The 13,506-nt window shown below is 38.3% G+C and carries 11 protein-coding genes and 1 tRNA gene; 10 read left to right on the top strand and 2 right to left on the bottom strand.

Annotated features, from left to right (window positions below; all coding sequences use genetic code 11):
* The first annotated feature begins 66 nt into the window (after nt 1–66).
* The 10 genes from ACH3O9_RS04020 to ACH3O9_RS03975 all read left to right on the top strand — a co-directional run bounded on the left by ACH3O9_RS04020 (nt 67) and on the right by ACH3O9_RS03975 (nt 12,566).
* Nucleotides 67–1,761, top strand: a complete 1,695-nt coding sequence (locus ACH3O9_RS04020; protein ID WP_416444638.1) for a ribulokinase — start codon at nt 67–69, stop codon at nt 1,759–1,761.
* A complete protein-coding gene (locus tag ACH3O9_RS04015) occupies nt 1,745–2,452 on the top strand; it encodes an L-ribulose-5-phosphate 4-epimerase (protein ID WP_416444636.1) in 708 nt (235 codons plus the stop codon). The genes ACH3O9_RS04020 and ACH3O9_RS04015 overlap by 17 nt, the downstream gene beginning before the upstream one ends.
* A 102-nt stretch (nt 2,453–2,554) precedes the next feature.
* A complete protein-coding gene (locus ACH3O9_RS04010) occupies nt 2,555–4,204 on the top strand; it encodes a solute:sodium symporter family transporter (RefSeq protein ID WP_416444634.1) in 1,650 nt (549 codons plus the stop codon).
* Between the two features lie 28 nt (nt 4,205–4,232).
* Complete coding sequence (gene araA / locus ACH3O9_RS04005; RefSeq protein ID WP_416444632.1) at nt 4,233–5,744, top strand: L-arabinose isomerase; 1,512 nt, start codon at nt 4,233–4,235, stop codon at nt 5,742–5,744.
* Between the two features lie 21 nt (nt 5,745–5,765).
* Nucleotides 5,766–6,953: an aldose epimerase family protein gene (locus tag ACH3O9_RS04000; protein WP_416444630.1), complete on the top strand. Its 1,188-nt coding sequence runs from the start codon at nt 5,766–5,768 to the stop codon at nt 6,951–6,953.
* A gap of 124 nt (nt 6,954–7,077) precedes the next feature.
* Entirely contained in the window at nt 7,078–8,019 is a 942-nt protein-coding gene (locus tag ACH3O9_RS03995; RefSeq protein ID WP_416444628.1) for an alpha/beta hydrolase, read from the top strand.
* Nucleotides 8,020–8,167: 148 nt separating this feature from the next.
* Nucleotides 8,168–10,384, top strand: coding sequence for an alpha-galactosidase (locus tag ACH3O9_RS03990; RefSeq protein ID WP_416444626.1), 2,217 nt, complete (start codon nt 8,168–8,170; stop codon nt 10,382–10,384).
* A 97-nt stretch (nt 10,385–10,481) separates the two neighbouring features.
* The gene (locus tag ACH3O9_RS03985; RefSeq protein WP_416444624.1) at nt 10,482–11,339 is read left to right on the top strand and encodes a phospholipase D-like domain-containing protein; all 858 of its coding nucleotides are present in this window, start codon (nt 10,482–10,484) and stop codon (nt 11,337–11,339) included.
* On the top strand, nt 11,302–11,574 hold the full coding sequence (locus tag ACH3O9_RS03980; RefSeq protein ID WP_416444622.1) for a hypothetical protein: 273 nt from the start codon (nt 11,302–11,304) through the stop codon (nt 11,572–11,574). Before ACH3O9_RS03985 ends, ACH3O9_RS03980 begins: the two co-directional genes overlap by 38 nt.
* 101 nt (nt 11,575–11,675) lie before the next feature.
* Nucleotides 11,676–12,566 (top strand): dienelactone hydrolase family protein, encoded by an 891-nt coding sequence (locus ACH3O9_RS03975; RefSeq protein WP_416444620.1) that lies wholly within the window; start codon nt 11,676–11,678, stop codon nt 12,564–12,566.
* Nucleotides 12,567–12,670: 104 nt separating this feature from the next.
* Here ACH3O9_RS03975 and ACH3O9_RS03970 read toward each other — a convergent pair whose 3' ends face one another.
* Complete coding sequence (locus ACH3O9_RS03970) at nt 12,671–13,168, bottom strand: YqiA/YcfP family alpha/beta fold hydrolase (RefSeq protein WP_416444618.1); 498 nt, start codon at nt 13,166–13,168, stop codon at nt 12,671–12,673.
* A gap of 152 nt (nt 13,169–13,320) precedes the next feature.
* Nucleotides 13,321–13,393: transfer RNA gene (locus ACH3O9_RS03965), tRNA-Phe, on the bottom strand.
* Between the last annotated feature and the right edge of the window lie 113 nt (nt 13,394–13,506).

The following is a 13,506-nucleotide window of genomic DNA, read 5'->3' as shown; positions in this document are numbered from 1 at the left end:
CAAACTTTAAAACAAGTGTAGTTAATACATTTATTTTTATATTTTTATCAAAAGAATACTACTTCGATGAAGGGATATGTTATAGGGCTAGATTACGGGACAGATTCTGTACGTGCGGTTTTGATCAATACAGAAAATGGGGAAGAGATCGCGGCAGATGTGCATTATTATCAGCGGTGGAAAGAGCGTAAATACTGTGATGCAAAAGCAAACAGGTTTCGCCAGCACCCATTAGATCATATAGAGGGACTTGAAAAAACGATCAAAACGATTGTAAAATCGGCTAAAATTGACTCAAAAACGATAAAAAGTATCTGTATCGATACGACCGGGTCTTCGCCGGTTCCTGTCACCAAAGAAGGTCAACCGCTTGCTTTAGTTGAAGGTTTTGAAGAAAACCCAAATGCGATGATGGTCTTGTGGAAAGATCATACTTCCATTGAAGAGGCCAATGAAATAAACGAATTGGCTGCCAACTGGGGTGGTGAGAATTTCACCAAATACGAAGGCGGAATTTATTCTTCTGAATGGTTTTGGGCGAAAATTCTGCATGTTGCTCGCGAAGATGAAGCCGTAAAAGAAGCCGCTTTTACCTGGATGGAACATTGTGATTTAATGACTTTTTTATTGGTTGATAAATCACTTGAAGAATTTAAGCGCAGTCGCTGTGCCGCCGGTCATAAAGCGATGTGGCATGAAGACTGGGGCGGACTACCAGCTGAAGAGTTTTTAGGAAAACTTGATCCTTATTTGGCACATTTACGCGCCAACTTATACACTGAAACTTATACTTCTGATGAAATCGCGGGAACTTTAACCGCAGCATGGGCAGAAAAACTGGGTCTTACTACAGATACAATTATCGCGGTAGGAACTTTTGATGCGCATTCTGGAGCCGTGGGAGCAAAAATTGAAGAACATGCGCTGGTACGCGTGATGGGAACTTCAACTTGTGATATTATTGTTTCAGATAAAAATGTGGTTAATACCAAAACCGTAAAAGGAATTTGTGGTCAGGTTGATGGCTCTGTGATTCCGGGAATGATTGGGCTAGAAGCGGGTCAGTCAGCTTTTGGGGATTTGCTCGCATGGTTTAAGGATATGTTGAGTTGGCCAATTGATAATTTGGTCATGCAGTCTGATATACTTTCGCAGCAGCAAAAAACAGATTTACAAGAAGAAATAGATGATAATTTCATCAAAAAACTAACTGCAGATGCAGAGAAAATACCGCTTTCAGAAAGTATCCCCACAGCTTTAGACTGGATTAACGGTCGTCGCACACCAGATGCAAATCAGGAATTAAAAAGTGCGATGAGCGGTTTAAATTTAGGAACTCGTGCTCCGCATTTATTTAAAGCACTTGTTAATGCCATTTGTTTTGGTTCTAAAAAAATAGTTGACCGTTTTGAGGAAGAAGGAATTGCAATTCATACGGTGATAGGAATTGGTGGCGTTGCCCGAAAGTCTCCTTTTATTATGCAAACGCTCGCAAATGTGCTTAATATGCCCATAAAAGTGGCAGCTTCAGATCAGGCTCCTGCTTTGGGAGCAGCAATTTATGCTGCGGTGGCTGCGGGGATTTATCCTTCGGTTATTGAAGCCAGTGCAAATATGGGCAGTGATTTTGAAGCAGAATACCATCCACAGCCCGAAACGGTAGAAGCGTACAACGAACTGATGAAATCCTACGAAGATCTGTCTGCTTTCGTGGAAACGAATTTGAACAAACAAACAACGATCAATGAATTCCAACTATAACGATTTAAAACAAGAATGCTACGAAGCCAATATGCAGCTTGACGCGCTCAATTTGGTGATCTACACTTTTGGAAACGTAAGCGCAGTTGACCGAAAAAACGGAGTTTTTGCCATAAAACCCAGCGGTGTGCCTTACGAAATTTTAAAACCTGAAGATATTGTAATCCTTGATTTTGAAAACAATATTATTGAGGGGGAAATGCGTCCTTCATCAGACACAAAAACTCATGCGTATCTGTATAAAAATTGGCTGGAAATTGGCGGAATCGCTCATACCCATGCTACTTATTCTGTTGCCTGGGCTCAAGCACAGCGCGATATTCCGGTTTTTGGAACAACGCATGCAGATCATTTAACCGCAGATATACCTTGTGCGCCGCCTATGCATGACGAACTGATAGCAGGAAATTATGAACACAATACGGGTATTCAGATTTTAGATTGTTTTAAAGAAAAAGGTCTTTCTTATGAAGAAGTGCAAATGGTTCTTTTAGGAAATCACGGTCCTTTTACATGGGGAGAGAATGCGGCGAAAGCGGTCTACAATAGTAAAGTGCTTGAAGAGATTGCGAGAATGGCGCAACTAACACTACAGATTAATACGGAAGCTCCACGGCTCAAGGATTCTTTGATAAAAAAACATTACGAGCGTAAACATGGCAAAGATGCTTATTACGGGCAGGGTTGCTAACCTTATAGATGTTTTGTTTTTACGAAGTGAGATATACTTCGCAGAACTTTGACAATTTATTGACCAATAATTTTAAAATCATTTTAATCTCTACAAGATCCTATGGGACTATTAACTTTTGCAGGCTTCACAATTTTAGTTGCCATTATCGCTTACTATTCCACTTTAAAAACAGACGAAACCACTTCAGATGGTTATTTTTTAGGAGGACGTAGCCTTACGGGACCCGTAATCGCAGGATCACTTTTACTTACTAATCTGTCTACAGAGCAGATCGTAGGGATGAACGGTATTGCTTTTAGTGAGGGGATTTTGATAATGGCATATGAAGTTCTTGCAGCAGTAGCAATGGTTTTTACCGCATTTGTTTTGCTGCCTAAATATTTAAAAGGCGGGATCGCCACAATACCACAGTTTTTAGAAAAACGATATGGATCACTTACTAAAACCATCGTTTCTATCCTCTTTTTATTAGGATACGCGATCTCTATGCTGCCTACTGTTCTTTACTCTGGCGCATTAGCTATAAATACCATGTTTAACCTGCCTGAAAGAATGGGCATGGAGCCAGAAAGCGCTTTATGGGTTACGGTTTGGGGTATTGGGATTATAGGTAGTATTTACGCGATTTTTGGTGGTTTAAGGGCGGTTGCCGTTTCAGATTCTATTAATGCTATTGGGCTTATTGTGGGCGGACTCATGATTCCTGTGTTTGGCTTACTATATGTAGGTGACGGGAATATTTTTGAAGGAATGAATATTTTAACAACTAATCTACCCGAGAAGTTTGAAATATTGGGAGGTCGTGATTCATCAGTTCCGTGGGGCACTTTATTTACCGGTATGCTCATCGTAAATTTTTACTATTGGGGAACAAATCAGGCTATTATACAGCGGGCTCTGGGTGCAAAAAATCTTGTAGAAGGACAAAAAGGTCTTTGTCTTGCAGCATTCATTAAGATTTTAGGACCTTTAATTGTAGTACTTCCCGGTATAATAGCTTTCCAGATTTTTAATGGGGATCTTTCAAATGCAGATGAAGCCTACCCCATGTTAGTAAAAAAGGTTCTTCCTGTAGGGTTGATCGGTTTTTTTGCAGCTGTTCTTTTTGGGGCAATATTAAGTTCGTTTAATAGTGCGCTTAATAGCTCAGTAACTCTTTTCGGTTTAGATTTTTATAAGCAATATATAAATAAGGAGGCTTCAGAAAAGCAGGTGGTAAGAGCGGGAAAGACCTTCGGTATTTTTCTGGCACTTTTCTCAATGGGTATCGCACCCTTACTTTACGGTGTAGAAGGTGGTATTTTTAATTACCTGCAAGAACTAAATGGCTCTTACAGTGTGCCCATATTGGCAATAATACTGGTAGGTTATTTCTCTAAGCGTGTTTCTGGTTTCGCAGCAAATATTGCTATCGTCTTTGGGGTAGTCGTTTATTTAGTTTCACTTTATGTGATAAAACCGATTATGGTTTCTTCGGCTTTAGAGAACGCAAGGATAAACGGTGTAACAGATGCGTTGCAATTAGCAGATATTCAGGCAGGCGCATTTCCTCACTTCTTACATCTAATGGGTATCATATTCGTTCTCGTGGTAGCCATATTGTTCATAGTGAGCAATTTTAAGCCAAGAACCACAGATTATATAGAGATATATACAAATCAAGTAGATATAACTCCGTGGAAATACCTAAAACCGGTAGGCATTTCAATTTGCGTCGCCGTAATAGGAATTTACATTTATTTCTCATAAAATTTTCAACCAAAAGATAATAGAATACATGAACTATAATATTGATCAATACGAAGTCTGGTTTATAACCGGAAGTCAACATCTATACGGGGCAGAGGCACTTAAAGAAGTGGCTTCTCATTCTCAACAAATCGCAGCGGGACTTGCAGAATCTAAGCATATTCCCGTAAAAATTGTATATAAAGAACTGGTCACTACTCCTGCAGAAATTACAGATATGTGTCTTGCAGCAACAAACAGTAAGAATTGTATAGGCGTGATCCTGTGGATGCATACTTTTTCACCCGCAAAAATGTGGATAAAAGGGCTCAGTCTGCTTAAAAAACCAATCTGTCATTTGCATACGCAGTTCAATGCCGAAATTCCTTTTGAAAAGATAGATATGGATTTTATGAATCTGAATCAGTCTGCTCATGGTGATCGTGAATTCGGGTTTATGATGACCAGAATGCGCTTAAAGCGAAAGGTGGTGGTAGGGCACTGGCAGGATGATAGAGTACAATCTAAACTGGGGATTTTCACACGTGTCGCTTTAGGATGGAATGAATTTCAGAATTTGAAAGTCGCACGTATAGGCGATAATATGCGGGAAGTTGCGGTTACTGAAGGCGATAAAGTTGAAGCGCAGATGCGTTTTGGCTTTACCGTAAATGGATATGATTCTTCAGATGTGGTGCAAAAAATAAACGAAGTCTCACAAAGTGATCTTGATGCACTTTTAGCCACGTATGAATCTGAATATAACCTTGCCGACAAACTCAAAGAAGGTGGTGAAAAACGACAATCTTTAATAGATGCAGCTAAAATTGAATTAGGGTTAAGAGCTTTTTTAGAAGAGGGTGGTTTTGGAGCGTTTACAGATACCTTTGAAAATCTTGGCGAACTCAAACAACTTCCGGGAATTGCGACCCAGCGTTTAATGGCAGACGGTTATGGTTTTGGCGGTGAAGGTGACTGGAAGGTTGCAGCACTTACGCGCGCCATGAAAGTGATGAGCTACGGTCTTGATGGAGGAACGTCGTTTATGGAAGATTACACCTATCATTTCACACCTCAAAAATCATATGTTTTGGGATCGCACATGCTTGAGATCTGCCCGTCAATTGCAGATGCAAAACCAAGTTGTGAAGTTCACCCGTTGGGAATAGGCGGAAAAGAAGATCCTGTACGACTGGTTTTTAATTCACCGGCCGGGCCAGCAATCAACGCCTCTTTAATAGATATGGGCAACCGTTTTAGATTAATCGTAAATGAAGTAGAAGCCGTAAAACCGGAAGCAGATCTGCCTAATTTACCGGTAGCCCGCGTACTTTGGGATTGTAAACCTGACCTTGATGTGGCCGCTACTAGTTGGATTCTTGCCGGTGGCGCACACCATACCGTATATAGCCAGGCAATTACTACAGAGTTTATGGAAGATTTTGCCGATATTGCAGGGATAGAGCTATTAGTTATTGATGAGCGCACGCGAGTGCGTGATTTTAAAGATAACATCAATGCTAATGAAGCTTACTATCATATGTTTCAGCATAGAATGTAAATCTAAAAACCAACCATAAACATGAAAATATCGCATAAATACCTTTCAATTTTAGCTTTGCTGGTAATAGGAGCAAGCGCAATACAGTGTAAAAGTGATAAGAAAACCGAAGTTTCTGAAGAGGCTCCGGCAGAAGAAAAAGCTTCAGTTTCTATAGAAAAATCATCTTTTGGTAAACTGGAAGATGGTACAGAAATCGACCAATTTACCCTAAAAAACGCCCAGGGAATGGAAATATCGATCATTACCTACGGCGGGCGAATAACCACATTGAAAGCTCCTGATAAAGATGGGAACCTTGAAAATGTAGTAATTGGTTTTGATTCCCTTTCGCAGTACACAAAGAGCAACCCGTACTTTGGGGCGCTCATAGGTCGGTACGGAAACCGCATTGCAAATGGCGAATTTACTCTTGACGGCGAGACATATGAATTACTCAAGAACGATGGCCCCAATAGTTTGCATGGCGGAACAAAAGGTTTTGATAAAGTGATTTGGACTGCAGAAGAAATGCCGGCAGAAGATAATTCAGCTTCTTTAAAACTTACCTATACAAGTAAGGATATGGAAGAAGGTTATCCCGGTAATCTGGAGACTACGGTTACGTATACGCTTACAGATGATAACGCTTTAAAGGTGAACTACCAGGCTACAACAGATAAAAAGACGGTTGTTAACCTGACGCAACATTCTTATTTCAATCTTTCGGGGGATTTTAATGAGCCAATCTTAGATCATAAAGTGATGATCAATGCTGATAAATTTGTTCCGGTAAATGAAACATTGATTCCCACGGGAGAGTTGAGAGATGTAGCAGGAACTCCTTTTGATTTCCGCGAAGCGAAAACAATAGGAGACGAGATTAATGCAGATAATGATCAGATTAAAAAAGGTGGTGGTTATGATCATTGCTGGGTTTTAAATGGGCAGGGTAAAGAGCGTCTTGCTGCATCGGCTTATGACCCTAAAAGCGGAAGGTTTCTTGAAGTCTATACAGATGAACCAGGAATTCAGTTTTATACCGGCAACTTTTTAGATGGCTCATTACCCCAGAGAGGGTCAAACAATACCTATGCAAAACGTACCGGTTTTTGCTTAGAAACGCAGCATTATCCAGATTCACCTAATCAGGAAGAATTTCCTACGACGGTATTAAATCCCGGCGAAACTTATAATACGACTACGACTTTTAAATTTTCGGTGAAGTAAGATCCCGTAAAACAATTGTAAAAAAACCGAACTCCTTTAAAAAGATGTTCGGTTTTTTTGTGCAAAATCTGCACTTTTATTTTGTATTACACTAACTTCATACAGTCAAACAATTTACTGTTATATGAATACCAATATTTTAGATTTATCCCGAAAGGTGATTTTCGTTTTGCTTATAAATTTAAGTTTCACTTTTTCTGCACAAGCACAACAGGAAACAATTACGCTCTGGGAAAATGGAATTCCCGGAAGCAAATCATCAGACGTTTACAAGGAGCAGGTAGATTATAAAAATGATAAAATAAACAGCCTAAGCCAGGTAACAACACCAGAAATGACTGTTTTTACTCCGCAAAAAGCTAACGGTACAGCAGTAGTTATTTGCCCGGGCGGTGGCTATCTTCATCTTGCAATTGACAAAGAAGGATTCAAAATAGGAGATTGGTTTGCAAAACATGGGGTAACCGCTTTTGTGCTCAAGTATCGCTTACCCAGCGATGTGATAATGCAAGATAAGACTATAGGGCCTTTGCAGGATGCTCAACGTGCCATGCGCATAGTAAGGCAAAATGCAACGAAGTATAATATTGATACGAGTAAAGTAGGCATAATGGGATTCTCAGCCGGCGGTCATCTGGCATCTACTTTATCTACGCATTATAACGATTCTGTATATGATTCAGAACCCGGTATAAGTGCAAAACCAGACTTCTCTATTTTGCTATATCCTGTAATAAGCATGCAAGAAGAAATTACGCACAGGGGGTCTCGAGAAAATTTGCTGGGTAAAAATCCTGAGGATACTTTAGTCGATTTTTATTCTAATGAAAAGCAAGTGAATAGTGCAACTCCCATCACCTTTTTAATACACGCAGCAGATGATAATGTCGTACCTGTGGCTAATAGTATAAACTACTTTACCGCACTAAATGCTAACCATGTAAAAACCGAAATGCATATTTATGAGACGGGCGGCCATGGTTTTGGACTTGGTACAGAAGAAACTTCAAATAGCTGGCCTGACGCACTCGCACTTTGGCTTAAAAAAAATGATCTTATTAACTAAGAACTTGAAGATAATGATTTTGCATTTGTTTCCCTCAACAGAAAATAAATTTTCAGATTCTAACGCTCTAATCTTGCTCAAGACTTAGCTTAGAATTTTTATAAACTCATTTTAATTTTAGAAAATCAACCAACCAAATACTTTGTAAATGCCAACTTTTTCATTTTTCGCTTTAAGCGAAAAGAACACATTGCGACTTGTAGTTTTCATTTTTATTTCGCTTTTAGCGGTACAAGCAAAATCACAGGAGATCATTACAATAAATACCAAAAGCAACGCTTTAGTGCTTGAAATAAACGCTGAAAAGGAAGTAAAAACGCTCTATTTAGGCCAAAAATTGGCTACAGAAGCCGAATATCGGCAAATATCAGGTCAATATCGGCAAGGTGATGACTATACCGGTATTTATAATTCGTTTTACACGCCTTCAGGTTCAAAAAATTTGCTGGAACCGGCAATAAATGTCACGCATGCAGATGGAAACGCGTCGCTAAGTCTGGATTATGTAAGCCATAATACAAGTACTATAGCTGAAGGAATCACGCAGACTGAAATTCTGCTTAAAGATCCTGTTTATGATTTTGAAGTTACGGTCTTTGTAAAAGCGTTTTACGAGCAGGATATTATTGAGCAGTGGACGCGTATTACAAATAAAGAAAAAGGAGACGTAACACTTAATAAATATGCATCAGCCAACTTATATCTGCATGGCAATAATGATTTCTGGTTGCATCATTATCATGGTGAATGGGCCAAAGAAATGCGCCCTGAAGAGACAAAATTATCACACGGCATCAAGGTTCTAGACTCAAAATTAGGAACACGCGCAAATATCTTTCAGCCTTCAGTATTTATGATTTCACTGGGTAAACCTTCAACAGAAGATGAAGGAGATGTCTTGTTGGGCGGTTTAGAATGGTCTGGAAATTTTAGAACAGATCTTGAGATTGATCCTTTAGAAAATCTTAGAATAATTTCAGGAATCAATGATTTTTCTTCGGCATATCGTTTAGCCAAAGGCGAAAGTTTTACCACGCCTAAATTTTGGTATACACTTTCACATGAAGGAAAAGGAAAAGCCAGCCGAAACATACAAAAATGGGCCAGAAACCATAAGATTTTAGACGGAAATGGATCACGTTTAACTTTGCTTAATAATTGGGAAGCGACCTATTTTGATTTTGATGAACCCAAGCTAAAAAATATAATAGAAGACAGTAAAAAATTAGGTGTAGACTTGTTTTTACTTGATGATGGCTGGTTTGGAAATACCTATCCCAGAAACGGCGATAATGCAGGTTTGGGCGATTGGGAAGTGAATGAAAAGAAATTGCCTAACGGCATCGGTACGCTTGTTGAAGCCGCAAAAGAAAATAATGTAAAATTTGGAATCTGGATAGAGCCGGAAATGGTAAATCCTAAAAGTGATTTGTATAACGAGCATCCTGATTGGGTGATCAAACAGCCGGAACGACCAGAACATTATTTTAGAAATCAGCTGGTTTTAGACCTGACAAATCCCGAAGTTCAGGATTTTGTGTACGGTGTGGTAGACGATTTATTTACTGAAAACCGCGATTTAGCCTATATAAAGTGGGATTGTAACGCGGTAATTTACAATGCCTATTCTAAGTCGCTAAAAAAAGATCAATCTAAATTATATGTAGATTACGTAAAAGGACTTTACAAAGTGCTTGAACGCGTACGCGAAAAATACCCAACTGTGCCTATGATGTTATGTTCTGGTGGTGGTGGAAGAGTAGATTATGCAGCTTTAAAATATTTCACAGAATTTTGGCCTAGTGATAATACAGATCCGCTGGAGCGGGTTTACATGCAATGGGAATATTCTTATTTCTACCCGGCATTGGCAATGGCTGCTCATGTTACAGCATGGAGTAAAGATCCCATAAAATATAAAGTTGATGTCGCCATGATGGGAAAACTGGGTTTTGATATTGTTGTGGACGAGTTGGCTCAAGATGATCTTAAATTTTGCGAAGAAGCTTTAACCGAATACGATGCGCTGAAAAATACGATCTGGCACGGTGATCAGTATCGTTTACAGAGTCCGTGGGATAATGATGCGGCTTCTGTGATGTATGTAAATGAAGATAAAAGTGAAGCGGTGGTGTTTACTTATTTAGTAAATAAGCGATACGGTTCTGGTACGAAGACTCCGATTCTTTTAAAAGGATTAGATCCTGCCAAAGCTTACAAAGTAGAAGAGACAAATATTTATCCTGGCGCAAATCCCGCTGTAAAATCCGCCGAATATTCAGGTGATTTCTTAATGAAAATAGGCATTAATCCTAATGTAAGCGCTTATCACACCAGTGTGGTGCTGAAGGTAAGTGTGAAGTAGGGTTTGAAAAGTGTAGTTCTCTATACCTAGAGCTGTAAAATGAATATTGTTTTGCCTTATATTTGAATATTAATGATAACCCCAAATTATAATTATAATGGCAAAATTTTTAAAAGGCAATTTATTGAATGCCGAAATTGAGAACATCTTTGATAAATGCGAAAAACAATTAATAATAGTATCTCCATTTATTAAGCTCCACACTAGATTTATTAATTCATTAAAGGCTAAAAAGGATGTAGATAAACTTCATATTAGAATACTTTTTGGAAAGAATGAAAAAGATATTTCTAAAAGTTTCAATGAAAAGGATTTTAAATTTCTTAAAGAGTTTCCAAATATTGCAATCAGTTATAATGAGCATTTACATGCAAAATATTATTCTAATGATGCAAATGCAGTTTTAAGCTCAATGAATCTTTATGAATATTCTCAAAACCATAATATTGAATTTGGAATATTGACTAACTCCTCAGTTGTTGGTAGTGTAACAAGTTCATTAATGGGAGAATCACTAGATATAGAATCTTTAAACTATTTTGAACAAGTCATCAAGGATAGCAAATTACTTTTCGAAAGAAAACCGCAATATGAAATGACCTTTGGTGGTTTAAAAAAGAAGTTTGTAGGTTCTGAAACGACTTTGGATAAATTATCTGAGATATTATTTTCTAATAAAAAAGAAAGTAATTCAGACATAATAGTAAAAACACTTTCTACAGGTTACTGTATTAGAACAGGAGAAGAAATACCATTTAATCCAGATAAACCTCTTTCCAATAAAGCTTTCAAGCAATGGTCTAAATATGGGGATGAAGAATATTCCGAAAAATTCTGTCATTTTACAGGAGAACCATCTAATGGGCAAACTTCATTTATCAAACCCATATTAAGAAAAAATTGGAAGAAAGCAATGAATGTTGATAGTAACCCACCAACAAGGCGGCAGATTTAAATTTGAAAGAACCGGCGTTTATCCTGAATATTTGCTTTTTCATTCCCCAAGCCGAAAACGTAATTGGCGCTTTAAACTGAGAAGCACAAAACAAACCGGAGTACTTAAAGTAAATGGAATCGTCGCATTCAATTATTCTTATGGTGACTTTGATTGCAAAATCCAGGAAGTAAAAGATGGACTTCCAGTTTCTGAATGGATTCAGATAGATGTAATGCTCACAATGCGAGATTAGGCAACATTGAGTTTGTTCTTCAAACTCCCATTTTTTAGCCAAAAAACCCGATTATTCCGCATTTGAGTGCTATTTTTAAAGAACCACTTAAATTCAGCGATATGGAAAAGCTAAAGAAAGAAGACATCAAACAGGAAGTTTTTGATTTATATGACGATTATGCGCATAATAAACTCAACAGAAAGCAATTTATTGATAAGCTTTCGCTTTATGCGATAGGTGGTTTAACTGTGCCTACATTGCTTAGTTTTTTAATGCCAAATTATGTTGATTCCGTTACTATAAAACCAGATGATCCTCGCTTAAAATCAGACTATATAATTTATAATTCAGAAAAAGGTGGTGGTGAAATAAGAGGACTTTTATCAATGCCGGCAGAGGCTCAGCAAAAATTACCGGGTATTGTGGTTGTGCATGAGAACAGAGGCCTCAATCCATACATAGAAGATGTGGGCAGAAGAGCGTCTGTAGAAGGTTTTATTACGCTGGCGCCAGATGCTTTGTGGCCGCTGGGCGGTTATCCCGGAAATGATGATGACGGCCGGGAAATGCAAAAGAAACGCGACCGGGATGAGATGCTTGAAGATTTTATCGCAGCTTATGATTATCTTAAAAATCATGAACAATGTAACGGGCAAATAGGCGTAGTTGGCTTTTGTTTTGGCGGATGGATCTCAAATATGATGGCCGTAAAAATCCCAACATTACAAGCGGCGGTTCCTTTTTATGGCGGGCAACCTTCTGCAGATGAAACGGCTCAAATCAATGCCCCACTGTTACTACAATACGCCGGACTTGACGAACGAGTGAATGCGGGATGGCCTGATTATGAAAAGGCCCTAAAAGAAAATGATATAGAATATACGGCTTATTTATATCCAGATGTAAATCATGGATTTCACAATAACACAACGCCTAGATATGATCCTGAAGCCGCTAAACTTGCCTGGACGCGCACAATTGATTTTTTTAATGAAAAGCTGAAATCATGAATTATAGTCATCTTTAATTTATTTCAGGGTCATATTTGTTATTTGAAAATAGAGTGAAGAGAAACTAACAAGTTCAGATTGACCATTCCCACGATCTAACCTTATTATTTGCTGTTAATGCGTTTAAAAAAGCTTTCCACTTCTTCTTCAAAAACTTCCATAGGCACTCGGTGGGCCATTTCATGTTTTAAATGCAAATGATAATCGAGTCCGCCGCCAAAATCTTTTCCAATATAATTTAATGTGTCCGCCGGATTTACAACCGTATCTTTTCCACCTAGAACTATTTGCCTAAAACCTGAGTCAGAGATTTCAGTTTCCGGAATATTCTGTGGTACAGATCTTTTTACCAATGCAGGATTAAAGAGTAATGCTGGTAGCGAAAAAGCATTTGCTATATGATAACCAGCAAAGCCACCCATACTGCTTCCCATAACCACATCAAACTTTGAATTTTTATAGTTCGCAATCAAATTAAGCACAGCATCAGGATCGTTGTGATAATCAAGATCAGGAGCGGTTACTGTTCCGTATTTAGCTAAAACATCGCGTTTTCTTTCACTTAGTTTACTTTCAAGTCCGTGGAGGTAAAGAATATTCATTGTGTTGTAAAGGTTTGGTTAAAAATAAGATATGAGTTGAGGGTTTTAAAGTAAAAAAGGTTTAACCCTTCGTTCACCTGAACTTCCGTTGAAAAAGAGGAAGATTAATAAAAACAAAAAACCCCGAAACTAAAAGTTTCAGGGTTTTAATGTGGTACCTCCAGGAATCGAACCAGGGACACACGGATTTTCAGTCCGTTGCTCTACCAACTGAGCTAAGGTACCTCGCTAAAGCGGCTGCAAATATAAAATCATATTTTAAACTGTACAACACTTCTGCCTAAAAATACGTTATAAATTTAAATGTATTTTCTAATTACTTCATAGCATGCGGAATA

Source organism: Leeuwenhoekiella sp. A16, from assembly GCF_047946675.1.
Taxonomy (GTDB): domain Bacteria; phylum Bacteroidota; class Bacteroidia; order Flavobacteriales; family Flavobacteriaceae; genus Leeuwenhoekiella.
Note: the sequence above shows the minus strand (reverse complement) of the source record. Positions and strands in the feature narration are given on the sequence as shown.